This window comes from Thiobacillus denitrificans ATCC 25259 (assembly GCF_000012745.1).
Classification (GTDB): Bacteria; Pseudomonadota; Gammaproteobacteria; order Burkholderiales; family Thiobacillaceae; genus Thiobacillus; species Thiobacillus denitrificans_B.
The window spans coordinates 1-25,950 of sequence record NC_007404.1 but is presented as its reverse complement, the minus strand read 5'-3'; the positions used below and the strand labels follow the sequence as shown (position 1 = coordinate 25,950).

21 protein-coding genes are annotated in these 25,950 nt (G+C 65.8%); 8 read left to right on the top strand and 13 right to left on the bottom strand.

Going from position 1 to position 25,950, the window contains the following annotated elements:
- Positions 1 to 9 precede the first annotated feature (9 nt).
- From TBD_RS00105 to def, 10 genes are all read right to left on the bottom strand, one after another.
- Positions 10 to 345 (bottom strand): tetratricopeptide repeat protein, encoded by a 336-nt coding sequence (locus TBD_RS00105; protein ID WP_011310536.1) that lies wholly within the window; start codon positions 343 to 345, stop codon positions 10 to 12.
- The gene (locus TBD_RS00100; RefSeq protein ID WP_011310535.1) at positions 346 to 1,803 is read right to left on the bottom strand and encodes a TrkH family potassium uptake protein; all 1,458 of its coding nucleotides are present in this window, start codon (positions 1,801 to 1,803) and stop codon (positions 346 to 348) included.
- 51 nt (positions 1,804 to 1,854) lie between these two features.
- The gene (locus tag TBD_RS00095) at positions 1,855 to 3,321 is read right to left on the bottom strand and encodes a TrkH family potassium uptake protein (RefSeq protein ID WP_011310534.1); all 1,467 of its coding nucleotides are present in this window, start codon (positions 3,319 to 3,321) and stop codon (positions 1,855 to 1,857) included.
- Positions 3,321 to 4,694: a Trk system potassium transporter TrkA gene (trkA, locus tag TBD_RS00090; RefSeq protein ID WP_011310533.1), complete on the bottom strand. Its 1,374-nt coding sequence runs from the start codon at positions 4,692 to 4,694 to the stop codon at positions 3,321 to 3,323. The genes TBD_RS00095 and trkA overlap by 1 nt, the downstream gene beginning before the upstream one ends.
- 16 nt (positions 4,695 to 4,710) lie before the next feature.
- A complete protein-coding gene (locus TBD_RS00085) occupies positions 4,711 to 5,985 on the bottom strand; it encodes a sigma-54-dependent transcriptional regulator (protein WP_011310532.1) in 1,275 nt (424 codons plus the stop codon).
- Positions 5,982 to 8,192 (bottom strand): sensor histidine kinase, encoded by a 2,211-nt coding sequence (locus TBD_RS00080; protein ID WP_238376467.1) that lies wholly within the window; start codon positions 8,190 to 8,192, stop codon positions 5,982 to 5,984. The genes TBD_RS00085 and TBD_RS00080 overlap by 4 nt, the downstream gene beginning before the upstream one ends.
- Positions 8,114 to 8,716, bottom strand: a complete 603-nt coding sequence (locus tag TBD_RS00075; protein WP_011310530.1) for a DUF4390 domain-containing protein — start codon at positions 8,714 to 8,716, stop codon at positions 8,114 to 8,116. The genes TBD_RS00080 and TBD_RS00075 overlap by 79 nt, the downstream gene beginning before the upstream one ends.
- 4 nt (positions 8,717 to 8,720) lie before the next feature.
- Positions 8,721 to 9,977, bottom strand: coding sequence for a 16S rRNA (cytosine(967)-C(5))-methyltransferase RsmB (gene rsmB, locus TBD_RS00070; protein ID WP_011310529.1), 1,257 nt, complete (start codon positions 9,975 to 9,977; stop codon positions 8,721 to 8,723).
- 101 nt (positions 9,978 to 10,078) lie between these two features.
- A complete protein-coding gene (gene fmt / locus TBD_RS00065) occupies positions 10,079 to 11,008 on the bottom strand; it encodes a methionyl-tRNA formyltransferase (protein WP_011310528.1) in 930 nt (309 codons plus the stop codon).
- A 9-nt stretch (positions 11,009 to 11,017) separates the two neighbouring features.
- Positions 11,018 to 11,551 carry a peptide deformylase gene (def, locus tag TBD_RS00060; protein WP_011310527.1) on the bottom strand — a complete coding sequence of 178 codons (534 nt, stop codon included), beginning with the start codon at positions 11,549 to 11,551 and terminating at the stop codon, positions 11,018 to 11,020.
- 149 nt (positions 11,552 to 11,700) lie between these two features.
- On the opposite strand from def, the gene TBD_RS00055 reads away from it, so the two are divergent.
- The 8 genes from TBD_RS00055 (at position 11,701) to TBD_RS00020 (ending at position 19,786) form a co-directional block, all read left to right on the top strand.
- A complete protein-coding gene (locus TBD_RS00055) occupies positions 11,701 to 12,897 on the top strand; it encodes a LysM peptidoglycan-binding domain-containing protein (protein WP_041432128.1) in 1,197 nt (398 codons plus the stop codon).
- Entirely contained in the window at positions 12,894 to 13,958 is a 1,065-nt protein-coding gene (gene dprA, locus TBD_RS00050; protein ID WP_041432812.1) for a DNA-processing protein DprA, read from the top strand. The genes TBD_RS00055 and dprA overlap by 4 nt, the downstream gene beginning before the upstream one ends.
- 4 nt (positions 13,959 to 13,962) lie before the next feature.
- The gene (locus tag TBD_RS00045) at positions 13,963 to 14,409 is read left to right on the top strand and encodes a DUF494 domain-containing protein (protein ID WP_011310524.1); all 447 of its coding nucleotides are present in this window, start codon (positions 13,963 to 13,965) and stop codon (positions 14,407 to 14,409) included.
- 6 nt (positions 14,410 to 14,415) lie between these two features.
- Positions 14,416 to 16,989: a type I DNA topoisomerase gene (topA, locus tag TBD_RS00040; RefSeq protein WP_011310523.1), complete on the top strand. Its 2,574-nt coding sequence runs from the start codon at positions 14,416 to 14,418 to the stop codon at positions 16,987 to 16,989.
- 2 nt (positions 16,990 to 16,991) lie between these two features.
- Entirely contained in the window at positions 16,992 to 17,384 is a 393-nt protein-coding gene (locus TBD_RS00035; RefSeq protein ID WP_011310522.1) for a hypothetical protein, read from the top strand.
- Between the two features lie 66 nt (positions 17,385 to 17,450).
- On the top strand, positions 17,451 to 18,593 hold the full coding sequence (locus TBD_RS00030) for a rhodanese-like domain-containing protein (RefSeq protein WP_011310521.1): 1,143 nt from the start codon (positions 17,451 to 17,453) through the stop codon (positions 18,591 to 18,593).
- Between the two features lie 196 nt (positions 18,594 to 18,789).
- On the top strand, positions 18,790 to 19,086 hold the full coding sequence (locus TBD_RS00025; RefSeq protein ID WP_011310520.1) for an HU family DNA-binding protein: 297 nt from the start codon (positions 18,790 to 18,792) through the stop codon (positions 19,084 to 19,086).
- 244 nt (positions 19,087 to 19,330) lie between these two features.
- A complete protein-coding gene (locus tag TBD_RS00020; RefSeq protein WP_011310519.1) occupies positions 19,331 to 19,786 on the top strand; it encodes a pyridoxamine 5'-phosphate oxidase family protein in 456 nt (151 codons plus the stop codon).
- Positions 19,787 to 20,619: 833 nt separating this feature from the next.
- On the opposite strand, the gene gyrB is transcribed toward TBD_RS00020, so the two are convergent.
- The 3 genes from gyrB to dnaA all read right to left on the bottom strand — a co-directional run bounded on the left by gyrB (position 20,620) and on the right by dnaA (position 25,784).
- Entirely contained in the window at positions 20,620 to 23,091 is a 2,472-nt protein-coding gene (gene gyrB / locus TBD_RS00015; protein ID WP_011310516.1) for a DNA topoisomerase (ATP-hydrolyzing) subunit B, read from the bottom strand.
- A 67-nt stretch (positions 23,092 to 23,158) separates the two neighbouring features.
- Positions 23,159 to 24,262 carry a DNA polymerase III subunit beta gene (gene dnaN / locus TBD_RS00010; RefSeq protein WP_011310515.1) on the bottom strand — a complete coding sequence of 368 codons (1,104 nt, stop codon included), beginning with the start codon at positions 24,260 to 24,262 and terminating at the stop codon, positions 23,159 to 23,161.
- A gap of 178 nt (positions 24,263 to 24,440) precedes the next feature.
- The gene (dnaA, locus tag TBD_RS00005; RefSeq protein ID WP_041432099.1) at positions 24,441 to 25,784 is read right to left on the bottom strand and encodes a chromosomal replication initiator protein DnaA; all 1,344 of its coding nucleotides are present in this window, start codon (positions 25,782 to 25,784) and stop codon (positions 24,441 to 24,443) included.
- Positions 25,785 to 25,950 lie beyond the last annotated feature (166 nt).

Sequence of the window (25,950 nt, the reverse complement as noted above, 5' to 3'; positions counted from 1 at the left end):
CTTCCGAATTTAGTCGTTCGATTTTAACCCAAGCTGCTTCTCGATCCGGCGCACGAACACGCCCATTTCCTTGGCCGCCTGCTTGTCCCCGCGCGCCTCGGCGACGTCGATTCCCTGCCGGTAGGCCGCGAGCGCCTCGTCCCACGCCTCGGCCTCGGCCAGCGCCCGGCCGAGCAGTTTCCACGCCGCCGAGTATTTCGGATCCTGCTCGACGGCCCGGCGCAGATGCTCGGCCGCCTGCCGCGGCTCGCCCTGTTTCAGATATTCGTTGCCGAGCGAAAAACGCAGCAGCGCGCCGTCGCGGCCCTGCACCAGCATCGATTCGAATTTCTCGATCGCGGACATTCACTTCCTCCAGAAAACGGGGGTCAGCACGACGAGCAGCGTAAAGAATTCCAGTCGCCCCAACAGCATGGCGAAGGCGCAGACCCAGGTCTGGAAATCGTTGAGCACCGCGTAGGTGCTGGCCGGGCCGACCTGGCCGAGTCCCGGCCCGGTATTGTTGACCATCGCGACGACGGCCGTAAAGGCCGTGAAGACGTCGAGCCCCGACGCCGAGAGAATGAACGAGAGAATGACGACCGAGGCGACGTAGATGAACAGAAAAGCCAGCACGGCGTAGATGATCTTGTTCGGCACGGGCTGGCGGCCAAGCTTGGTGTGGATCGCGGCGTTGGGGTGAACGAGCTTGATCATCTCGCGGTAGACCTGCTTGTAGAGCAGCACGGCGCGCAGCATCTTGATGCCGCCGCCGGTCGAGCCCGAACTCGCGATGAAGCTCGAGAGGAACAGCATCCAGAGCGGGGCGAAGTAGGGCCAGACGTTGTAGTCGGTGTTCGAGAATCCGAGCGTCGTCGCTACCGAAACCGTGTTGAACGCGGCGTAGCGCAGCGCTTCGGGGAGGTCTAGATAGAAGCCCTTGGCCCACAGGAACCAGGTCAGGCCGGCGACGCTGAGCGCGAGCACCGCGAAATACCAGCGGATTTCCGAATCGACGCGGTAAGTCAGCAGGCTGCGGGTGCGGAAAGCCAGGAAATGAGTGGAAAAGCTGATGCCCGCGATCAGCGCGAACACCATGACGATGACCTCGAGCAGCACCGAGTCGAAAAAGGCCATGCTCGCGTCGTGCGACGACAGGCCACCGAGCCCCATGACGCTGAAGCCATGGACGATCGCGTCGACCCAGCTCATGCCGCCGAGCCACAGCGCGCCCATGCAGACGAGCGTGATCGCCGCGTACACCTGCCACAGCCCTTTGGCCGTCTCGGCCATGCGCGGCGTGAGCTTGCTGTCCTTCATCGGGGTCGGCGTTTCAGCCTTGAACAGCTGCCGTCCGCCGACGCCGAGCATGGGGAGCACGGCGACCACGAGGACGATCACGCCCATGCCGCCGATCCAGTGCATCTGGGTGCGCCAGATGTTGATCGACGGCGGCAGGTCATCGATGCCGGACAGCACGGTCGCGCCGGTCGCCGTCAGGCCCGAGACCGCCTCGAAATAGGCATCGGTGAAGCTTAGTTCCGGCATGTACACGAGCAGCGGAACCGCCGAATACAGGGGCAGCACCGCCCAGATCAGAACGACGAGCAGGAAACCGTCGCGGGTCTGCAGCTCGCGCCGACCCCGGCGTGACAGCATCCAGAGCACGAGCCCCGAGACGAACGCGATGGCGATGGCTTCGTCGTAGGCCCGCTCGGCACCATCCTCCAGCGCGACCGAAATCCCGAGCGGTAACGCGAAGGCCAATGCAAAAAGCATCAATACCTTCGACAGGATGTGGATGACGGGCAGGATCGCGGACACGGATGTGCGGGCGGACAACGCGGAAAGCGCGATGTTACCAGCCGTGTGCGCTCAGGTCCGCCAGAAGCGGCGCGTGAGCAGGACGAAGACGGTGAAGAGCTCGAGCCGCCCGAGCAGCATCGTGAGCGCGAGCGCCCAGGTCTGGTAGTCGTCGAGGCCGGCGTAGTTGCCGGCCGGTCCGAGTTCGGCGAGACCGGGCCCGGCGTTGTTGAGGCAGGCGACGACGCCCGAAAACGCACTGACGAAGTCGAGTCCGCTCGCGAGCAGCACGAGCGTCATCGCGATCACGGTCGCGACGTACATCATGACGAAGGCCTGCACGGCGAACACGATCTGGTTCGATACGGGATGGCCGCCGATCTTGATCGGCAGGCGCGCCGCCGGGTGCAGCTGGCGCTCGAGTTCACGCATGCCCTGGCGGAACATCAACACGGCGCGCAGCATCTTGAGGCCTCCGCCCGTCGAGCCCGAGCTCGCCGTCACGCAGGACAGGAACAGCATCCACATCGGCGCGAACATCGGCCACACGCCGTAGTCCGTGCTCGCGAACCCGCAGTCCGTCGCGAGCGAGACGAGGTTGAACGCGACGTGACGCAGCGCCGTGAGGTAGTCGGGGTACGCGCCGGCATGCCAGATGTAGCCGGCGACGACGAGGATGCTCCCGATTACGAGCCCGAGCACACCGAAGGCCTCGGGGTCGCGCCGGTAGGGAACGAGGCTCCTGTGCCGAAAGGCCAGGAAATGGGTGACGAAATTGACCGCGGCGGCGAGCATGAAGACGATCAGCACCCCCTCGATCAGCGGCGAATCGAAGTGCCCGACGCTCGCATCGTGCGTGGAAAATCCGCCTAGGCTCAGCGCAGCGAAGGCATGGCAGACGGCGTCGAACCAGCTCATGCCGGCAAGCTTCAGCGCGCTCGCACACAGCCCTGTCAGGACGGCGTAGACGGCCCACAGCAGCTTCGCCGTATCGGCGATCCGCGGCGTGAGTTTGCTGTCCTTGATCGGGCCGGGCAGTTCGGCCTTCATGAGCTGTCGGCCGCCGACGCCGAGGAGCGGCAGGATCGCGACCGCGAGCACGATGATGCCCATGCCGCCGAGCCACTGCAGCAGATGGCGCCAGAGGTTGAGCGAGGGCGGCAGCGTATCGAGCCCGCTCATCACGGTCGCGCCCGTCGTCGTCAGCGCCGAGATCATCTCGAAGTAGGCGTCGGTGAAGCTCATCTGCGGCGCGTAGATCAGGAGCGGCAAGGTCGCGAACGCGGGCAGGCCGGTCCACACCAGGATCACCAGCAGGAAGCCGTCGCGCGGCTTCAGCTCGCGCTTCCAGCGGCGCCCGGCAGCCCACAACGCGACGCCGAAGCCCAAGGTGATCAGAAAGGCCTCGTCGAAGGCATGCTGCGCGGCGTCGGCGCCGAATACCGCGGTCACCAGCGGCACGAGCATGGTGAACGAAAAGATCAGCACCACCAGCCCGAGCACGTGCAGCACGGGAACGAGCCGCGAGAACAGCAGCATCAGAAGAATCCGAAGCCGACCTGGAAGAGTTTTTCCACCTTCGGAATGATCCGCTTGTTGAGCGCGAAGACGATGAGATGGTCTTCGGCCTCAATGAGCGTGTCGTGATGGGCGATGACGACATCGTCGCCGCGAATGATCGCGGCGATCGCCGAGCCTTCCGGCAGTCCGACGTCGCCGATGCGCCGGCCGACGACCTTCGACGTCTTGAGGTCGCCATGGACGACGATCTCGAGCACTTCGGCCGCGCCGCGACGCAGGCTGTGCACTGCGGCCATGTCGCCGCGGCGGATTTTCGACAACAGCGGACTGACCGTCGCCTGTGCGGGCGAGATCGCGATGTCGATCTCGCCGCCCTGCACGAGATTGACGTACGCCGCCCGGTTGATCAGCGCGATCACGCGCTGCGCGCCCATGCGCTTGGCGAGCAGCGCCGACATGATGTTGTCCTCGTCGTCGTTGGTCAGCGCGCAAAAGACATCGATCGACTCGATGTTCTCCTGTTCGAGCAACTCCTCGTCGGTCGCATCGCCCTGCAGCACGAGCGTGTGGTGCAAGCGCTCGGCCAGCGCGTTGCTGACGACCTTGTTGTGGTCGATGACCTTGACGTCATAGTCGCGCTCGATCCGCGCCGCCAGGCGGCGTCCGATGTTGCCGCCGCCCGCGATCATGACGCGCTTGACCGGGCGCTCCATGCGCCGCAATTCGCGCATGACGCCGGGAATATCCTGCTTGCGCGCGAGGAAGAACACCTCGTCGCCCGGCTCGATGACCGTGATGCCCTTGGGCACGATGCCGCGGTCGCGCCGGTAGATCGCCGGGATGCGGCAATCGACGTTCGGCATGTGGCGCTTGATGTCCTGCAGCTCGTGACCGACCAGCGGCCCGCCGTGGTAGGCGCGGACGGCGACGAGGCGGATCTTGCCCTCGGCGAAGTCGAGGACCTGCAGGGCCTCGGGGTGCTCGATCAACCGACGCAGGGTGTCGGTCACTTCCTGCTCGGGACTGATCAGGTCGTCGACGCCGAAGTGCTCGGCCAGAAAGCCCGCGTCGAGCGCGAGAAAATCGTTGGAGCGGATGCGCGCGATCCGCGTCGGCACGTTGAACAGCGTCGCGGCAAGCCGGCACGCGACGAGATTGGTCTCGTCACTCTGCGTCACGGCGACGAGCATGTCGGCGTCGTCCGCGCCGGCTTTCTTCAGCGTCGACGGATGCGCCGCATGGCCGAGCACCGTGCGCAGGTCGAGGCGGTCCTGCAGCAGCGCGAGGCGGGCGGCGTCGAGGTCGACGACGGTGATGTCGTTGTTTTCGGCGACGAGGCTGTCGGCGAGATTGGCGCCGACCTGGCCCGCGCCGAGGATGATGATTTTCATGGGCGTTTGCCCGCCTTCACAGGTCTTCGTCCAGGCGACGACCGTGGCGGATGTTGAGCTGCTTGAGCTTGCGGTAGAGGTGGGTGCGCTCGAGTCCGGATTTGTCCGCGACCCGCGTCATGCTGCCGCCTTCCTTCTGGATGAGGTGCTCGAAATACATGCGCTCGAACGCGTCGCGCGCTTCGCGCAGCGGGATGTCAAGCGGAATGCCCTGGGCGACGGCCGGCGCGGCGTGCTTCATCGGCGCGAGCACGCGGTTGACGTCGACCGCGTCGATCTCGCTCGCCAGCGCCGTGACCGCGAGCGTGCGCACGGCGTTGTTGAGCTGCGGCAGGTTGCCGGGCCAGTCGAAGTTGCGCAGCTGGTTGAGCGCGGGCGTGGTCAGGCGGCGCACCGGACAGACGCCTTCTTCGACCAGTTGCGCGAGCATGAAATTGGCAATGTCCGGAATGTCCTCGCGATGCTCGCGCAGCGGCGGCACCTGGATCGCGAGGCTCGAAAGGCGGTAGAAAAGCCGGCTGTCGAACTCGCCCGCGGCGACCATCGCGTCGAGGCTGCGGCTGCTCGCGCAGACGAGGCGGGCGCCGCTGCCTTCGATGCGGTCGAGCAGCAGCCCGAGGCCTTTCTGCTCGAGGCGGCCGAGCTCGCACACCTCGGGCAGATACAGCGTGCCGTTGCCGAGCGTTTCGACGAAGCTCAGTGGATCGGACACCAGGCGCGCACGATCCTTGATCTCGATCCACGGACTCGCGGGCTGGTGCAGGAACTGCGCGCAGATCTCGAAGCCACTGCCGGCCTCGCCGAGCAACAGGACCGGCGCGGTGTTGCCGGCGATCTGCGCCAGGCGCTTCTTGAGTTCGGCAATCAGCGTGCTGCGACCGAGCGCGGACAGGTCCATGCTCGGCGCGCGCCGCGGCAGCGCGACACCGCGCTTGATCGCCTTGTTGACGGTGTCGATGAGCTTGGCGAGCGCTACCGGCTTTTCGAGGAAGTCGGCAGCGCCGAGCCGCGTCGCCTCGACCGCGGTGTCGATCGTGCCGTGGCCCGACATCATGACGACGGGCATCGTCAGTTGCCCGCCGCCGGCCCATTCCTTGAGCAGGGTCACGCCGTCGGTGTCAGGCATCCAGATGTCGAGCAGCACGAGGTCGGGGCGGCGCTGCGCGCGAAACGCGCGTGCCGCTTCGGCATTTTCGGCGAGATGGACGTCGTAGCCCTCGTCGGTCAGGATCTCGGACAACAACTCACGTATGCCCACTTCGTCGTCGACGACGAGAATATGCCCGCTCACGTGTTCTCTCCTGCAGCCGCATGGACCGGCAGCGTGATGTGGACCGCCGCCCCGCCCGATTTGAGGTTCTCGATCTGGATCTTGCCGTGGTGCTCTTCCACGATTTTCTTGACGATGGCGAGGCCAAGGCCCGTTCCCTTCGCCTTGGTCGTTGCATAAGGCTCGAACAGCCGCGTCATCAGGTGCTCCGGGAAGCCGGCTCCATTGTCTGTCACTGTCAAACTCACTGTCTGATTCTTCTTGAGGTGTGTCTCCACGTCCAGACGCGGCGAGACGTGCCCGGCTAGCGCATCCTGCGCATTTTGCATCAGATTATGTATCACCTGACGCAATAACGTCGCGTCGCCTGCGACCTGCGGCAGGTCGTCGCCGAGATGCAATTGCAGGCCGAGCGCCTTGGCGTCGTAGAGACTCAGCACATCGCGCACCAGCGCATTGAGATCGAGCGCTTCGAGCCGCGCGCGCGGCATCCGTGCATAGCCGGCGAACGCGTCGACCATGTTCTTCATCGCAGCGACCTGATTGACGATGGTCTGCGTCGCGCGCGCGAGGAAGTCGGCGTCCTGCGCTTCGAGCCGCCCGCCGAGCTTGCGCGCGATGCGCTCGGCCGAGAGCTGGATCGGCGTGAGCGGATTCTTGATCTCGTGCGCGAGACGCCGTGCGACTTCGCTCCACGCCGCGTTGCGTTCGGCGTCGATGAGCTTGGTCACGTCGTCGAACACGAGCACGTAGCCGCGCTCGTAGCCCGACGGCAGACGGGTGCCGCGCAGCAGCAAGGTCTGCCTGCTGTCCGATCCGGCGTAGCCGACCTGCTCCTGCCATTCGCCTTCGTGCTCGCCGAAGCGCGTCGCGGCGGCGGCGCCGAAGCCGTGTAGCGCGTCGGCGTCCTGTCCGAGCGCGGTCAGCAATCGTCCTTCGAGCGCCGCGCTGTCGACGCCGAGGATGTGTGCGGCGGCTTCATTGACCGTGCGCACGCGCAGCGCGTCGTCGAGCACGACGACGCCGGACGACAAGTTCGCCAGCACGCGCTCGAGGAAGGCCTTGGCCTGCTCGGTCTGCCGATGGTTCTCGGCAACCTGCTCGCGCGCATCCGACAACTGCCGCGTCATCCGGTTGAACGACTGGATCAGCACACCGAGTTCGTCGCGACTCGACACCGACGGCATCTGCGAGAAGTCGCCCTTGGCGACGGCCCGCGTGCCGCGCGCGAGCGTGCGCAGCGGCGAACCGAGCCGGTCCGACAGCAGGTAGGCGATGACGAAGGTCAGCAGCAGGGCGAGCATGAGCGTGAGCGTAAGCGCAACGCCATAGATGCGCTTGAGCCCGAGGCGCGAGACCGCGATCTCCTGGTACTCCTTGTACGCCGATTGGACGGCCTGGGCGTCGCGCGCGAGCGTCGACGGCACCGGCTGCACGAGCTGGAGCACGCGCGTCTCGCCGGTCAGCGCGCTGGTGTAAACGGGCACGATGACGTGCATGACGAGGCCGCGGTCGGCGACCTCCTCGATGCGGCTGTACGGATGCTCCTGCCGCACCTGCCAGAGCACGCCGCGCTCGGGCAACACGGGAAGCAGGCCGCGGTCGCCGCTGACGTGCGCGATGACGCCGCCGCGTTCGTCGAACAGCGTCAGCTCCTGTACCGCGCTCTGTTCGCGCAGCGTCGACAGACTCGTGATGATCGAGCCCGGGCCCTCGTCCGAAAGCGAGAGCGCCATGCGTTGCGCCTTGAGTTCGAGATCGCGCAGCAGGTCGTCGAGCGCGGCCTGTCCGAGCTTGACGCCGGACGCGAGCGCATTGTCGACGCGCACGTCGAACCAGGTCTCGATCGAGCGATTGAGAAAGAACACCGAAGCGCCGTAGACGACCAGGCCGGGCAGGGTCGCGACGACCCCGAACATGAGCAGCAGCTTGAGCGTCAGCTTGGCGCCGAAGACGCCGCGGCGAATCCGTTTCCGGAGCCACCACAGGCGCCAGACCAGCAGCGCGAGGAGGGCTGCGCCGAGCAGGCCGCCGCCGACGAACAGCGTCGGCAGCGTGTCGGAAAAAGCACTGCTGCCACGGCTCGCGTTGAACAGGAACGCCAGCAGCATGACGGCCACGACGAGAACGACTGCGATCAGACGGCGCATCAGGGCGTGGCGGGCGAGGCCGACGGGGTCGGCGAGGAAGAAGCAGGCGGCGGCGGTGAGGGCGCTTCGAACGACCACGCGTACCAGGGCGTCGCGAACTCCCAGCGGTCGCCAGCGACCGCGCCGATCGACAGCGGTTTGGGCAACTGGCTGCTGTCGAGACGCAGGCGCAGGCGGCCTTCGTAACGCCGGCCGGGCACGAGCGTGCCGCGTTCGGCGACCGGCCAGCCGTCGACGCGGCCGAGCAGGGCCAGCGCTTCGTCGAGCGTCGCCGCCGTTCGCGTCCGGTAGCCCGAGTCGACGATATAACGCCGCAGCAGCAGGTGGTAATAGAGGCGCTGCTTGCGCACGGCCTCGACGACGTCGGCGTCGAACCACCAGTCGCGCGGCCGGGTCACCTCGAGTTCGAGCACGAAGTGAAGGTCGATGCCGCGGACGAGCGCGTCCTCGAGCGTGCGATTGAGCGCGACCCGGATATCGGCGTCAAGCGCGTGGCCCTGCGCGGTGGCATGGACCGAAGCTTCCTTGACCGCACTGCGGCCGTCCGCCGACGCCAGCCCGACCCAGCATGCGAGCAGCGCGCCGGCCAACCAGCGCAGCACCTGCTCAAATCTTGCGCAGCAGGGCGTAGAAGAAACCATCATGCTCGGCATCAGGCAGTAGCGACCCGTCGGACAAAGGTTCAGGGAGCGAACAGCGTTCGGCATCCTGGACGTGGCGCGCCAGGAAGGCCTGCACCTGGCCCTCGTTTTCTTCGTGAAATATCGAGCAGGTGGCGTAAAGCAATGTACCACCCGGGCGCAGCAGGCGCCAAAGCGCCTCCACTATTACGGCCTGCTGCGCGGCAAATTGAGCGATGTCGCCCGGTCGGCGCAGCCACTTGATGTCGGGGTTGCGGCGCACGACGCCCGAGGCGCTGCACGGCACGTCGGCCAGGATGCGGTCGAACGGGCGGCCGTCCCACCATGCCTCGGGCCGCGCGGCATCGCCCTCGACCAGGGTCGCGTGCAGACGCAGGCGGTCGAGGTTCTCCTGCACGCGCGCGAGCCGGGCCGCGTCGACGTCGAGTGCGACGAGGTCGACGTCGGCCAGCTCGAGAATGTGGCCAGTCTTGCCTCCCGGCGCGGCGCAGGCGTCGAGCACGCGTTCGCCCGGCTTGGCGCCGAGCAGGCGCGCGGCGTGCTGCGCGCCTGCGTCCTGAACCGATACCCGGCCTTCGGCAAATCCCGGCAGCAGCTGGACCGGGACGGCCTTCTCGAGCGTGACCGCCTGTTGGCCGCTCCGGTGCGCGGGCAGGCCGGCCTCATTGAGCTCGGCGAGATAGCTCGCGACGTCGCCGTGCCGGCTGCTGACCCTGAGGGTAAACGGCGGATGCAGCAGGCTCGCGGCGAGAATCGCCTGCCAGCGCTCGGGATACGCGGCGCGCAGCTTCTCGATCCACCACTCGGGATGTGACCAGCGCGCGCCCGGTTTCGCCTCGGCAAGGGCGTCGAGTTCGGCGCGGCGGCGCTGGAAATTGCGCAGCACCGCGTTGGCGAGACCGCGCCGCCAGCCGCCGCCGGCCGCGCTGACGGCGTTGTGCACGATCGCGTGCGCGGGGGCCCGGGTGTAGGCCATCTGGTAGAGCGCGATCCGCAACAGCGACTCGAGGTGCGGATCGGTCAGCGGGCGCTCGAGCAGCGCGTCGAGCCAGGCGTCGATGCGGCCCAGCTGGCGCAGGCTGCCGTAGACGAGGTCCTGCAGCGCGCCGCGCTCGCCGGGCGTCGTGAGCAGACGCTGCCCGGCGGGCAACACCTGGTGCAAGGCTGCGCCCGCGAGGACATCCTCGAGCGCGTCGGCGGCGATCTTTTGCAGCTTACGCATGGCGGGGCAGGGGCCGCGTGCGGGTTCGATTCATCGGCTTGGAGGCGCTGGCGTGAGCGCCGGATGATAGCAGGCGCGGCGACCGAACCCGGCCGCGCGGTTCAGGCGCCGAGCCGTGTCCCCGCCGAGAGCGCGCGGCCGGCGAGGAAGGCGGCCGCCGTCATGCGCTTGCTCCCTGCGGCCTGGATTTCGTGCAGGACGAGCGCGCCGCCACCACAGGCGACGACGATCCCGGCAGGGTCGGCCCGCAGCACCGTTCCCGGCGGCGCATCCGCCTCGCCCTGCGGCGCGGCCTCCGCGCGCAGGATCTTGAAGGGCGCGCCGGCGAGCAGCGTCCACGCGCCCGGGACCGGGTTGAACGCACGCACCGCGCGCGCGAGCGCCTCGGCCGGCTGCTGCCAGTCGAGGCGGGCTTCTTCCTTGCTGAGCTTGGCGGCGTAGCTCGCTTCACGTTCGTCCTGCGTCTGCGGCACGAGCGTGTCGTACGCACTCAGCGCGGAAACGATCGCCGCGGCGCCGGCGACCGCGAGCGCGTCGTGGAGCGTCGCCGCGGTGTCGGCGTCCGCGATCGGCACGACCGTTTTGGCAAGCATCGCGCCGGTGTCGAGGCCGGCGGCCATCTGCATGATCGTGATCCCGGTCTCGCAGTCGCCGGCGAGAATCGCGCGCTGGATCGGCGCCGCGCCGCGCCAGCGCGGCAGCAGCGAGGCGTGGATGTTGAGGCAGCCGAGGCGTGGCAGGTCGAGCACGGCCTGCGGCAGGATCAGCCCGTAGGCGGCGACGACCATGACGTCGGCCGCGCAGTCCGCGAGCCGCGCCTGCGCCTCGGGGGTTTTCAGCGTCGTCGGCTGGTACACCGGCAGCCCGTGCGCGAGCGCGGCCTGCTTGACGGCACTCGCGGCGAGCTTCATGCCGCGGCCGGCAGGCCGGTCGGGTTGGGTGAGGACGAGGACGATCTCGTGCCCGGCGGCGACGAGCGCCTCGAGGGCGGCCGCCGCGAACGGCGGCGTGCCGGCGAATATCACGCGCATCGGGTTGGCTTAAAGGGAAGCGCGCGCCGGCGCCGGCTCGGGCCGGTGCTCGCGCGCCTGCTTGAGCAGCTTGGTCTTGATGCGGTTGCGCTTGAGCGGCGAGAGGTAATCGACGAAGACCTTGCCGGCCAGATGATCCAGTTCGTGCTGGATGCAGACCGCGAGCAGACCGTCGGCCTCGAGTTCGAAGGGCTTGCCGTCGCGGTCGAGCGCGCGCACGGTCACGCGCTCGGCCCGCGTGACGCGGTCGAAAACGCCGGGCACGGAGAGGCAGCCTTCCTCGCTTTCCTCGCGCCCCGACTGCGCGACGATTTCGGGATTGATGAAGACGCGGAGCGCATCGCGGGTTTCCGAGGTGTCGATCACGACCACGCGTTCGTGGACGTTGACCTGCGTCGCGGCAAGACCGATGCCGGGGGCCGCATACATCGTCTCGGCCATGTCGTCGACCAGCTTGCGGATACGCGCGTCGACCGCCTCCACGGGCTTGGCGACCGTGTGCAGGCGTGAATCGGGGTAGTGGAGGATGTCGAGTCTGGCCATGAAAATCGAGCGAATTGGATAAGGCGGCTCGCCTGCTTCCGACGGGAATCCGCGAACAGCCCTAAATATAAGGCAGCGGATAGCCGTAAGCTAAGCGCACAGTATATTTCAACACGGAATTAGACAAGGTCTAAATGGAGGGTTCCCCAGTGCGCCGACTCGTTGTTTCCCTTGCCCTGCTGTTTGCCGCGACGCCCGTGCTGGCCGACACCCTCAAGCTGCAGGACAACGCTCCCGACCGATACGTCGTCGTCAAAGGCGACACCCTGTGGGACATCTCCGCGAAGTTCCTGAAGGATCCGTGGCGCTGGCCGCAGATCTGGAACATGAATCGCGCCGACATCAAGAATCCGCACCGCATCTACCCCGGCGACCTGATCGTGCTCGACCGCAGCGGCAAGTCGCCGCGCCTCGCCCTGGTCAAGGGCGGGCAAGGCGGGATGCCGACGGTCAAGCTCTCGCCGGTCGCGCGCGCAAGCGAAATCGACGATGCCGCGATCCCGGCGATTCCGATCCGCGTCATCCACCCCTTCCTGTCGCAGCCGCGCGTCGTGCCCGAGGGCGCGTTCGACGGCGCGCCGTTCATCCTCGGCAGCAACGCCGAGCGCGTCGTGCTCGCGAGCGGGGACGAGGCCTTCGCGACGGGCGGCAAGACCGGGGTGACGCAATGGAACGTGCTGCGTCCCGGCAAGGCGCTCAAGGACCCGGAGACCGGCGAAATCCTCGGCCACGAAGTCGAGTATCTCGGCGACGCGCGCACCGTCGTCCCGGGCGCGCCGCAGAAGATCCACATCACTCGCTCGGCGCAGGAGATCCTGCCGCGCGACAAACTCGTCGAGGCCGACAACAGCACGACCTTCGAATACGTTCCGCGCGCGCCGGAAACGGCGATCAGCGGCCGCATCATCTCGGCCTACGGCGGCCTCTCGGACAGCGGCCGCTACCAGACCGTGGTCATCAACCGCGGCACGCGCGACGGCCTCGAGCCCGGCCACGTGCTCGCGGTCTACCGCGAAGGCCAGGCGGTCACGCTGACCCGCGACGAGAAGGACCGCATGACCTGGGTCAACGAAAAGGCCGGGGGCGTCCCCGACGGCGGCGCCTGGCTCTACAACGACGTGCGCTGCCTGAAGGAAAACAGCAAGGTCACCTACGATCAGGTCGCCGACGCGCGCAACACCTTCCGCAGCACCTGCCTCGGCAGCACCGGCGATCGCACGGTCAAGCTGCCGGACGCGCGCAGCGGGCTGCTGATGGTCTACCGCGTCTACGATCGCGTCGCCTACGCGCTGATCCTGCAGTCGGAAGGCCCGGTCTACCTGCTCGACACGGTGAAGACCCCCTGAGCGCGACCGAGGTCTGGCTGCGTCTGGCCCTCGCCCCGGGGGTCGGCAACGCGGCGCTGCTTCGCCTGCTGACGGCCTTCGGTTCACCGGAGGCCGTTTTGACGTCGGGCCGCAGCGCGCTCGCCGCCCATCTTTCCTCCGCGCAGTGCGACGCGGTGCTCGGCGCGCCCGATCCCGCGCAGCTCGACGCCGCGCTCGCCTGGCTCGAGCAGCCGGGCAACTCGCTCATGACGCTCGGCGACGCGGACTATCCCGCCGCGCTGCTCGAGATCGCCGATCCGCCGGCCGTCCTCTACTGCAAGGGCCGCCGCGAACTCCTGGGCCGGCCCGCGCTCGGCATCGTCGGCAGCCGCAACGCCACGCCGCAGGGGCTGCGTGACGCCGAGGCCTTCGCGCTCGCGCTCTCGAACGCAGGACTCACGGTGATCAGCGGCCTCGCGCTCGGGATCGACGCCGCGGCGCACCGCGGTGGCCTGGCCGGCGCCGCGTCGAGCGTCGCCGTCATCGGCACCGGCCTCGACCGCATCTACCCGGCGCGCAACAAGGCGCTCGCCCACGAACTCGCCGCGAACGGCCTGGTCGTCTCCGAGTTCGCACTCGGCACGCCGCCGCTGCCCGGCCACTTCCCCCGCCGCAACCGCCTGATCAGCGGCCTGAGCCGCGGCGTGCTCGTGGTCGAGGCCGCGCCCGACAGCGGCTCGCTGATCACCGCGCGCGTCGCGGCCGAGCAGGGGCGCGAGGTGTTCGCGATCCCCGGATCGATCCACTCGCCGCTCGCGCGCGGCTGCCATGCGCTGATCAAGCAGGGCGCCAAGCTCGTCGAATCGGCCGCCGACGTGCTCGACGAACTCGCGTGGCAGCAGCGACTCTCACCGCCGGTGCTGCCGGAAAGCGAGCCCGATCCGGTCCTCGACGCCCTCGACGGCGCGCCGACGACGCTCGATTCGCTAGCGCAAAAGACCGGGTTGACGCTAGATGCGCTTTCCGCCAAGCTGTTGGCGCTCGAACTGGACGGTCGCATCGCGGCCCTGCCCGGCGGGCGTTACCAGAAAATTCACTGACATCATGCTCGACATCCTCGTCTACCTCTACGAAAGCTTCCGCATGGCGGAGCTCGCGCCCGACCGCGACGCTCTCGAAAAGCGCCTGTTCGCCGCGGGGTTCGAGGAGGCGCACATCAACGCCACGCTCGACTGGTTCGCCAACCTCACGAGCAGCGCGGCGCACGACCGGCTGGCCTACGCCCAGTATCGGCACTACGCGCCCGAGGAGCTCGAAAGCCTCAACGACGCCTGCCGCGAGGAAATCAGCTATCTGGTCGGCGCCGAGATTCTCGACCCCGAGTCGCGCGAGTGGGTGATTTCGGGGCTGATGGCGCTGGCTGGCGAGGACATCGAGCCCGATCACGTGCGCTGGATGACGCTGATCGTGCTGTGGAGCCGCGGGCTGATCGAACATTTCACCCACCTCGAAGAGATGCTGCTGAACCATGAGCCGGGACGCCTGCACTAAGCCGACATGTCCAAGCTCGTCATCGTCGAATCGCCGTCGAAGTCCAAGTCGCTGAAGAAATACCTCGGCGCGGACTACGACATCCTCGCCAGCTACGGCCACGTGCGCGACCTCGAGCCGAGGACCGGCGCGGTCGACACGGAAAACTTCTCGATGAAGTACCAGATCATCGAGCGCAACGCCAAGCACGTCGACGCCATCGTCAAGGCCGCGAAGAAAGCCGACGAAGTCCTGCTCGCGACCGACCCGGACCGCGAAGGCGAGGCGATTTCCTGGCACATCAGCGAAATCCTCAAGGAGAAGAAGGTCAAGACGCCGATGAAGCGCGTCGCCTTCTACGAGATCACCGAATCGGCGATCCAGGACGCGGTGCGCAATCCGCGCGAGATCGCGTCCGATCTCGTCGACGCCCAGCAGGCGCGGCGCGCACTCGATTACCTGGTCGGCTTCAACCTCTCGCCGCTCTTGTGGAAAAAGATCAGCCCCGGGCTGTCGGCCGGCCGCGTGCAGTCGCCCGCGCTCCGCATGATCGTCGAGCGCGAGGAGGAGATCGAGGCCTTCGTCGCGCGCGAATACTGGACGCTGCACCTCGACTCACATAAAGGCAGTCAAGCGTTCACGGCCAAGCTCACGCACTTCAAGGGCGAGAAGCTCGACCAGTTCGCGGTCGAGCACGAGGCGCGCAGCAAGGAATGGCTCGCCACGCTTGAATCCAAGGATGCGCGCGTGATGCGCATCGAGAAGAAGCGCCGCGCCCGCAACCCCGCCGCGCCGTTCACGACCTCGACGCTGCAGCAGGCCGGCGTGCGTCAGCTCGGTATGACGACCGACCGCGTGATGCGCACCGCGCAGCAACTCTACGAGGGCATCGACCTCGGCGAAGGCCCGGTCGGCCTCATCACCTACATGCGGACCGACTCGGTCAACCTCGCGCAGGAAGCGATCACCGACATCCGCAAGTATGTGGGCGCCAACTTCGACAAGGATTACCTGCCGCCGCACGCGGTCCAGTACAAGGCCAAGACCAAGAACGCGCAGGAAGCGCACGAGGCCGTGCGCCCGACCTCGGTGTTGCGCACGCCCGACGCGGTCAGGCAATTCCTGACCCAGGACCAGGCCCGGCTTTACGAACTCGTCTGGAAGCGCACGGTCGCCTGCCAGATGACGGCCGCGCAGTTCGACACGGTCGCTGCCGACATCACGGTCGGCGAGGGCACCTTCCGCGCGACAGGGCAGACACTCGCGTTCGCCGGCTTTCTCGCGGTCTACCAGGACGACGAGGACGACGAAGGCGAGTCGAAGCTGCCCGCGCTCGTCGAGGGGGAAACCCTGCCCGTCGACCGGCTCTACGGCGAACAGCACTTCACCCAGCCGCCGCCGCGCTATACGGAAGCGTCCCTGGTCAAGGCGCTCGAGGAATACGGCATCGGCCGGCCGTCGACCTACGCCAGCATCATCTCGACGCTGCAGGACCGCGAATACGTCGTGCTCGAAAAGAAGCGCTTCCAGCCGACCGACGTCGGCCGACTGGTCAACTGCTTCCTGACCCGGCATTTCAGCCACTACGTCGACTACGACTTCACCGCCAAGCTCGAGGACAAGCTCGACGACGTCTCCAACGGCAAGCGCGTGTGGTCGCGTCTGCTGGGCGAATTCTGGAGCGGCTTCGAAGGCGACCTCAAGGCCAAGCAGGACGTCGAGCGCGGCTGCCCGATCCTCGAAGCCTGCCCCAAGTGCGCCAAGCCGCTCTTCATGCAAGCGAGCAAGCGCGGGCTCTTCATCGGCTGCTCGGGCTATCCCGAATGCGACTACACGCGGCCGCTGCACCCCGCCACCGCCGAAGGCGACAACATCCTCGGCAAGGACCCGGCGAGCGGGCTCGACGTCAAGCTGCTCTCCGGCCGCTTCGGCCCTTACGTGCAGATCGGCGATATGCCCGAGGACAAGAAGGCGCCGAAGCCGCGGCGCGCGTCGTGGCCCAAGGACATTCCGCTCGAAAACGCGACGCTCGACCTCGCGCTCAAATTCCTCTCGCTGCCGCGCGAGGTCGGGCATCACCCGACCACCGGCCTGCCGATCGTCGCCAACAACGGCCGCTTCGGCCCGTATCTGCTGCATGACGGCAAGTTCAAGTCGATCCCGAAGACCGACAGCGTCTACGAGATCGACCTGCCGCGCGCGCTCGAGGTGCTGGCGATGGAGCGCGCGCCGCGCGGCGCCGACTCGGCCGCGTCGGTGCTGAAGAATCTCGGCCCGCACCCGGAAGACGGCAAGGACATCACGGTGCGCTCGGGCCGCTACGGGCCCTACGTCAAGCACGGCAGCACCAACGCGACGCTGCCGAAGGACATCACGCCCGAAGCGGTCACGCTCGACGAGGCGATCGGCCTGATCGCCGCGCGCGTCGCCAAGGGGCCGGCGAAGAAGCCGCCGCGCAAGGCGCCGACCAAGGCGAGCGCGACGAAGACTAAGGCCGCCGACACCGCGACCAAGCCCGCAGCGACTAAAAAGGCGGCGACGAAGAAAGCGCCCGCCAAGCCCGCAGCGACGAAAAAGCCCGCCAGCAAAAAAGCCGCCTAGCCGTGCCGTCCAGCCTGCTCATGGTCAACGCCTTCATCGGCACGGCCGGCTACAAGAAGCTCTATCAGGAACTCGGTTTCTCGGTCACGACCGAATGGTCGGAACGCAAGGCGATCAGCCTCATCCGCAAGGCGCCGCCCGCGGTCATCGTCGCCGATTTCTACCATCAGGCCGATTTCCGCGACCGCCTGTCCAATCTCGAGTCGGTGCTCGCCGCGGCACAAGGCGCGCCCGGCACCCGCATCCTGGTCTTTTACGAGTCCGCACACCGTGCAGCGCTCGACAAGGTCGCGGCTCGCATGCGCATCGACGCGGCGCTCGCGCTGCCGGTGGGCGAGGACGAATTGCGCACGATCCTGCAGCAATGGCTGCACGAGACGACCGCCGCGGATTGAACGAAAACTAAACTTTGTTCGGCCGCAGGCCGTTAATTCCGCACGCCAATAAGAACGGAGACGATCATGCGCTTCACCCTTTTGCCGCTCGTGCTGGTTTCCGCGCTCGCGCAGGCCGAGCCGCTGACCCTCGGCGTCGTGCTCGATCAGAACGAATCGATCAGCGACACGCAGACCAATCAACGCTATCGCGCCTTCGTCCGCGACGTCGAGCGCGCGGTCGGCCAGCCGGTCCGCATGCAGTACTACACACGCGGATTCTCGGCGATCAAGCATGCCAAGGACGGCACGCTCGACATGGTTTTCGGCCCGGCCCAGGTGATCGCCAACATCGGCAAGTTCAAGTTCGAGCCGATCCTCAAGTCGGGCGAAACGGCCGCGGCGGCCTTCGTCGCCGGTCCCGCATACAAGGGTCAGCTCGCCGCGCGCTCGGGGGCACGTCTCGGCGTTCCCGACTACGAGTCGCTGATGGGCGGCATGGCGCGCAGCGAAATCAACAGCCGCGGCCTCAGCAAGCGCGATTTTTCGGAGATCAAGTTCCATCGCATGGCGGAAGCGCCGCTGTACGGCTTGAAGCTCGGCCGCTACGACCTCGCGGTCGCGTCGGCCGAGGAGGCGAAAGCGTGGACGGCAAGCAATGGCGGCCGCATCGTCTTCACGACCGCGGCCGTGCCGCTGCGCGCGCTTTCGGTCCAGCCCGAGCGGGTGGACGCCGGAATGCGACAGAAGCTCGCGGCCGGGTTGACGAAAAACAACAGCCTTCAGCTTGCGCTCGCCGGCGCGAGCAAGGCCGACTTCAAGAGCGTCGCGTCGATGCTCAACACCACGCCGACGGTCCTGCCCGGCGCCAAGGTCATCGGCGCCGCCCAGACGCGCGAGCTGATGGCGCAGGGCGTCCCGGTCTACGACGTGCGGGTCGGCGAGGAATACGCCGTGGCGCACGTCCCTGGGGCCATCTCGGTGCCCTACAAGGAAGGCAGCGCCAAGGAAGTCGGCTTCGACGCGGCGGACGACCAGTTCGCGCTCAACAAGCTGCCCAAGGACAAGAACGCGCCCTTCATCATGTATTGCGACGGCACGATCTGCTGGAAGAGCTATAAATCTGCGGTGATGGCGATCCAGGCCGGCTGGAAGAACGTCTACTGGTTCCGCGGCGGCTTCCCGGAATGGAAGGAAGCCGGCATGCCCGTGATCGCCCGCAAGGAATAAGCGTCCGCGATGAACTATAAAAACCACACGGGACACAAACAGGCCCTTGTTTTGGTGCGCCAGTTCGATCAAGATTGGCGCGGGAAGGTCGTTAACCCATAAGGCGGTACAGCGGGGCGCGACCTAAACAAGGGTAGTGATGGACGCTGGACCGTCCCAGGCTTCTCGTTTTTCTCAATCAACCATAGGGATACTCATGAACAAATCTGAATTGATCGACTTCGCTGCCGCCGAGGCTGACATTAGCAAGGCCGCCGCGGGTCGCGCGCTCGACGCCATCCTGGCCGCCGTGACGAAAGCCGTTGCCAAGGGCGACTCGGTGACCCTGGTCGGCTTCGGTACCTTCAAATCCTCCAAGCGCGCAGCGCGCACCGGTCGCAACCCCCAGACCGGCAATGAGATCAAGATCGCCGCGACGACCGTGCCGCGCTTCACCGCAGGCGCCGGCTTCAAGGCCGCGGTTGCCGGCAAGAAGGCGGCCAAGAAGAAGTAATTCTTCGTACCGCGCCGGGCATCGCCCAGACAAAGACCGAGGGCCTCGAAAGAGGCCCTCGTCTTTTTCCGCATGCTACGGCGTCGCAGCGGCCCGGGTTCCCGGTTTTCTTGGGAAAACGGGTGTTCATCGATCAGCTGCTTTCTCATCCCATCCGGCTCGAGCTGCCGATCGCCGTCTGGAAACGAGACACCAGACAGTACGTCGACTATCGTCAAGAACACGACGACCGACGGAGGCGGGCATGGACGACGCAATCAAGCAGAAAATCCTCGCGCTCCTGGACGAGCACCGGATCCTGACCCTCGCCACGCTAAGGCCCGACGGCTGGCCGCAGGCGACGACCGTGGGCTATGGCAACGACGGGCTCACGCTCTATTTCCTCTGCGGCCTTGAGAGCCAGAAGGCGGCGAACCTGGCCCGCGACGATCGCGTTTCGCTGACGATCGATCACGACACGCCGAACGTGATGGAGATCACGGGGCTATCGATGGCGGCGCATGCGCAACGCATCGACGACCGGGCCGAAGCGGAGAAGGCCTTGGGCCTGCTGATGCAGAAATACCCTGAGCCTCAGGAGCCCTTGCCGTTTCCCAAGCCCGCGCCGGAGGAGGTTGCCATCTTCCGCGTGACGCCGGTGGTGATCTCCGTACTCGACTATACGAAGGGGTTTACGCACGCGGATCTTGTCATGTGCTAGGAGTGGTAGCGTCAAGGGATGCGAAGGCGCACAACCGCACCTGTTTTCCGGCGGGCTAATTCGAACGTCTCGAGGTCGACTGAGCTGACTTTCGTTGGGGAATAGGAAATCGTGGTCTGTCCCTTATTGTCTTGCTTATTGTCTTGAGTATGGCCCATCCCACCATCGGTTGAACGATTGACGCATTACGACCTCGCCTTGTAACAGGAGTTTGCGACCAAACTTAACGCCGCAGATGGTGTCGGGAAAGAATTCCTCCGAATAATCGCCTTAGGTGCGGGGCGATACGACGCCCATTCCGACCGTAGACATTCAGCCGCGATGCGAACACCCTTTCGAGCACATGCCTTCGGACGCCGCGCCCATATAGAAGTGCTTCAAGCGCCATCCCTGTGTACACGCCCGCCGTCTCGGGAGGAAGCTTCTTTACAGCCAGCGAGAGGAATTCCACGCAAACATTTACGCCGGACCGGAAGTCCAAAGTCGGACGACGGAATGTCTCGAAGGCAGCCTATCCCTAACGAAGTTGAGACTGACGACGACACCGGGATCCGCTTCGTTTCCCTTGGGCTCGGGAGTCAACGAACGTGCACCCGGCGTGATCACTGTACTCAACAACTGCTGAATAGAGGCTTGGCCTGAGCTTTTCTGCGCCTGTGAAGAAATCAGTCGTTCAGCAATGTAGCTCGCCGATGACCGCAGCCGAGTTGCGCCAGTTATTCGTGACCGTGATTTCAAATGAAGCAATGGCGGAAAGCAGATAGCAACAAAAGAAAGGCCAACCAATGTGGTTGGCCTTTCTACTTTTCTTATTTGTACGAAATCCAAAGTTGTTAAACGTCGAGGTTCCTCACCCCCAACGCATTCGTCTCAATAAAGTTCCGCCGCGGCTCGACCTCGTCGCCCATCAGTGTGGTGAAGATCTGGTCGGACGAGATCGCATCCTCGATCTGCACTTTCATCAGGCGGCGCACCTTCGGGTCCATGGTGGTTTCCCACAGCTGCTCGGGGTTCATTTCGCCCAAGCCTTTGTAGCGCTGGATGCTCATGCCGCGCTTGACTTCGGCGAGGTACCAGTCCATCGCCTCACGGAAACTTTGCACGGGCGCTTCCTTCTCGCCGCGCCTGGCGCGGGCGCCGGGGCCCATGAGGTCGCGCAGCATATCGCCGACCTTGACGAGCTGGTCGTAGTCGCCCGATTCGAGCAGATCGGCTTCGAGGAAGTTGACGTAGGCGTTGCCGTGCGAGTGACGTGTGATGCGCAGGCGGTGGCTGTCGGTCTCGCTCAGGTATTCGGCGGCGACTTCGAACTTGTCGGCGTCGAGCGCGGCGCCTAGGCTCGCTTCGCTCATCATCGCCGCGGCGCTGTCGGCGAGCGAGAGCCGCGGGATGCGCATGAGCGCCTGCAGAACGTCGTCGGGCAGCAGGCGGGCCAGCCGGTCGCAGACGGCCTCGGCGAGGAAGTATTCGCGCGCGAGCGTTTCGAGGGCTTCGCCGGCGATCGGCATCGCGCCTTCCATCGGGGTCAGCTCGGCGTCCTTCATCGCCTCGGCCATCAAATGCTCTTTGAGCGCGTGTTCGTCCTTGATGTAGCGCTCGGAGCGGCCGTGCTTGACCTTGTAGAGCGGCGGCTGCGCGATGTAGACGTGGCCGCGCTCGACGAGCTCCGGCATCTGGCGATAGAAGAAGGTCAGCAGCAGGGTGCGGATGTGGGCGCCGTCGACGTCGGCGTCGGTCATGATGATGATGCGGTGATATCTGAGCTTGTCGGGGTTGTAGTCGTCCTTGCCGATGCTCGTGCCGAGCGCGGTGATCAGCGTGGCGATTTCCTGGCTGCCGATAACCTTGTCGAAGCGCGCGCGCTCGACGTTGAGAATCTTGCCCTTGAGCGGCAGGATCGCCTGGAACTTGCGGTCGCGGCCCTGCTTGGCGGAGCCGCCGGCCGAATCGCCCTCGACGAGATAGATTTCGGAAAGCGCCGGGTCTTTTTCCTGGCAGTCGGCGAGCTTGCCGGGCAGGCCGAGGCCGTCCATCACGCCCTTGCGGCGTGTGATCTCGCGCGCCTTGCGCGCGGCCTCGCGGGCCCGCGCGGCGTCGACGATCTTGGCGCACAGGAGCTTGGCGTCGTTGGGGTTCTCGAGCAGGAATTCGGCGAGCTTCTGGCCGACGACTTCCTGCACCACGGGCTGGACTTCGCTCGAGACGAGCTTGTCCTTAGTCTGGCTCGAGAACTTGGGCTCGGGGACCTTGACCGAGAGCACGCAGGTCAGGCCTTCGCGCATGTCGTCGCCGGTGGTCTCGACCTTGGCCTTCTTGGCGACTTCGTTTTCCTCGATGTACTTGTTCAGCACCCGCGTCATCGCCATGCGCATGCCGGTCAGGTGGGTGCCGCCGTCGCGCTGCGGGATGTTGTTGGTGAAGCACTGCACGGTTTCGGAGTAGCTGTCGTTCCACTGCATCGCGACTTCGACGGTCATGCCATCCTTCTCGCCGACGGCATGGAAGATCTTCGGATGCAGCACCGACTTGACGCGGTTCATGTATTCGACGAAGCCCTTGACACCGCCCGAGTGCGCGAAGTTTTCGCTCTTGCCGTCGCGGTGGTCGAGCAGTTCGATTTTGACGCCGTTGTTGAGGAAGGACAGCTCGCGGATGCGCTTGGCGAGGATGTCGAAGTGGAATTCGACCTTGCCGAAGATTTCCTCGTCGGCGAGGAAGTGCACTTCGGTGCCGCGGCCTTCGGTATCGCCGACGACCGGCATCGGCGAGACCTCGACGCCGTTCTGGATTTCCACGGCGCGGTCGACGACCTTGCCCTGGTTGAAGGTCAGCGCGTATTTCTTGCCGTCGCGGCGCACGACGAGCTTGAGCCATTTCGACAGGCCGTTGACGCACGAGACGCCGACGCCGTGCAGGCCGCCCGAGACCTTGTAGCTGTTCTGGTTGAATTTGCCGCCGGCGTGCAGCACGGTCATGACGATTTCGGCGGCGCTGCGCTTGGGTTCGTGCTTGTCGTCGAACTTGACGCCGACCGGGATGCCGCGGCCGTTGTCCGAAATCGAAATCGAGTTGTCGGGGTGGATGATGACCTTGATGTCGTCGCACCAGCCGGCCAGCGCCTCGTCGATCGCGTTGTCGAGTACCTCGAACACCATGTGGTGCAGGCCGGTGCCGTCGGAGGTGTCGCCGATGTACATGCCGGGGCGCTTGCGCACGGCTTCCAGGCCTTCCAGCTGCTGGATGCTGTCTTCGTCGTAACCGCCGTTGCTGTCGGCGGGCATCGCGTACTCGGGCTTGTTGCTCATGGTGTCATGCCCCGGTGGGGGTGTGTCCTGTCGGTTATCGCTGAGGGGTGCGGAACGCTGCGCAGCTTCAGATGCGCATCGGCATCACGACGTATTTGAACCCCGGCTCCCCTTCGCTCGTGAGCAGCATGCTGCTGTTGGCGTCGCCGAGCGACAGCGTGATCTCGTCGGTGTTGACGGCACCGAGGCCGTCGAGCAGGTAGGTGACGTTGAAGCCGACGTCGAGCGGATCGCCGTTGTAGCTGACCTCGATTTCGTCGGCCGCTTCTTCCTGCTCGTTGTTGTTGCAGACGATGCCGAGCGTGTTGTCGCTCATCACCAGGCGCACGCCGCGGAATTTCTCGTTCGACAGGATCGCCGCGCGCTGCAGCGCCTGCACGACGGTCTGCCGGTTGGCCTTGAGGTGGCGCGGCTGATTTGCCGGGATGACGCGCTGGTAGTCGGGGAATTTGCCGTCGACGACCTTGGTCACGAGCTCGGTTCCGGGCAGCATGATCGTCACCTGGTTGCTGCCGATGCGCAGTTCGACCGGCTCGTCGCTGTCGCTCAGGAGCTTGGACAATTCGATGACGGTCTTGCGCGGGATGATGACTTCCTGCGCGTCGGTGGGCGCGTCGAGCGTGGTCTCGGCGTAGCTCAGGCGGTGGCCGTCGGTCGCGACGACGCGCAGCTGCTGGCCGTCGAGGACGAGCAGCATGCCGTTCAGGTAGTAGCGGATGTCCTGGCTCGCCATCGCGAACTGCACGAGCTGGAGCAGGCGCTTCAGGGTTTTCTGCGGGAGGCGGACGACCGTGCCGACCCCGGCGCCGGTCTCGACGCGCGGGAAGTCGGCCGCAGGCAGCGTCTGCAGCGTGAAGCGCGACTTGCCCGCGCTGACGACGACCTGGCTGTCCTTGGTATCGAGCTTGACCGACGCCGAATCGGGCAGGGCGCGGACGATGTCGAAGAGCTTGCGCGCCGCGATCGTGATCGCGAAGTCGTCACCGCCCTGGGCCTCGAGCCGGGTGCTGACCTGGAGCTCGAGGTCGGTCGCGAGCAGGGTCAGCGTGCCGGCTTTCTTCTCGAGCAGAAGATTGGACAGGATCGGCAGGGTGTGCCTTCTCTCGACGACCCCGACGACTGCCGAGAGGGCGCTCAACAAGGCATTGCGTTCGCTTTGTATTAATAACATTTATATATTCCTGGAACTCGTAATCAAGACGGTCGGAAATTGGGGGTAAGCCGTTTTAAGCAATCGAATCATCCTTCTAGCAAGATTGGCGGCTGTGGATAACCGCTGCGTCTGGCGGGACGGATGGGGATGGTTTCTGCCTCGCGGGGTATCGACCGGCTTTATCCACATTTCATCCTCAGCCTGTCAGCGTTTGTAACAACACGAGATAGTCGCGTCCGATGTCGGCCTCGGTCTCGCGCAGTTCGGCGACCTTGCGGCAGGCGTGGATCACGGTCGTATGGTCGCGGCCGCCGAAGGATTCCCCGATTTCGGGCAGGCTCTGGTTGGTCAATTCCTTGGCGAGCGCCATCGCGATCTGGCGCGGCCGCGCCAGGTTGCGGGTGCGCTTCTTCGAGAACATGTCGGCGACCTTGATCTTGTAGAAGTCGGCGACCGTTTTCTGGATGTTCTCGATCGACACCATGCGCGAGGTCGACGCGATCAGGTCGCGCAAGGCCTCTTTCACAAGTTCCATCGTGATCGGCTTTTCGTGGAAGCGCGAGAAGGCGATCACGCGCTTGAGCGCGCCTTCGAGTTCGCGCACGTTGGAGCGGACCTGCTTGGCGATGAAGAAGGCGACGTTCTCGTCGAGCGTGACCGACTCGGCCCGCGCCTTGGCGAGCAGGATCGCGACGCGCATTTCGAGCTCGGGTGGTTCGACCGCGACGGTCAGACCCCAGGCGAAGCGCGACTTGAGGCGGTCGTCGAGCCCGCTGATCTCCTTCGGGAAGGTGTCGCAGGTGATGACGATCTGTTTCTTGTTCTCGATCAGCGAATTGAAGACGTAGAAGAACTCCTCCTGGGTGCGGTCCTTCTTCGCCAGGAACTGAATGTCGTCGATCAGCAACAGGTCGAGCGACATGTAGCGGCGCTTGAGATCGTCGAACTGCTTGTTGAGATAGGCCTTGACGACGTCGTCGACGTAATCGTTGGCGTGGATATAGCTGATGCGCGCGGCCGGATTCGTCTGCCGGACCGTATTGCCGATCGCCTGCAGCAGGTGGGTCTTGCCGAGACCGACCCCGCCGTACACGAACAGCGGGTTGTAGGCGACGCCGGGGTTCTCGGCGATCTGCAGCGCAGCGGCCCGCGCGAGCTGGTTGGCGCGCCCGGAGACGAAGTTGTCGAAGGTGAAGCCCGGGTTGATGCGCATGCCGACCTGGGCCGGTGCTGGCGCAGCAGGGGCAGCGGGCTCGGCCGGATTCGCCGTCGGTGCGGCGGGCGCTGCCCGGGCGGGTGCCGGCTTCTTGCCGAGGGCGTAGCTGATGGCGACCGGCCGTGCGTAGAATTCCTGCGCCCAGCTGTCGATGTGCTCGGCGAATTTTTCGCGCACCCAGTCCATTACGAAGTGGTTGGGCGCGAGTATCCGCACCTCGTCGCCGCCGTCATCGAAGACGAGCGGCTTGATCCAGGTGCTGAATTGCTGCTGGGTCAGGTTGGCGCGGAAGCGCTCTTGGCAGAGGTCCCAGAAGGAATCCATATTCGGGTGGCAGGGAGCGGAGCGCAGCATGGTATCGGGGCCGTATCTTACTCCGCTTCGCCGGGGTTATCCACAGCCCCGGGCGCGGCCGCTGCGCCGCACAGTTCCCGGCCGAGCTTGACACCGCGTCGGCTGCGCGAGTCTAATACGAGGTTTTTCAATAGTT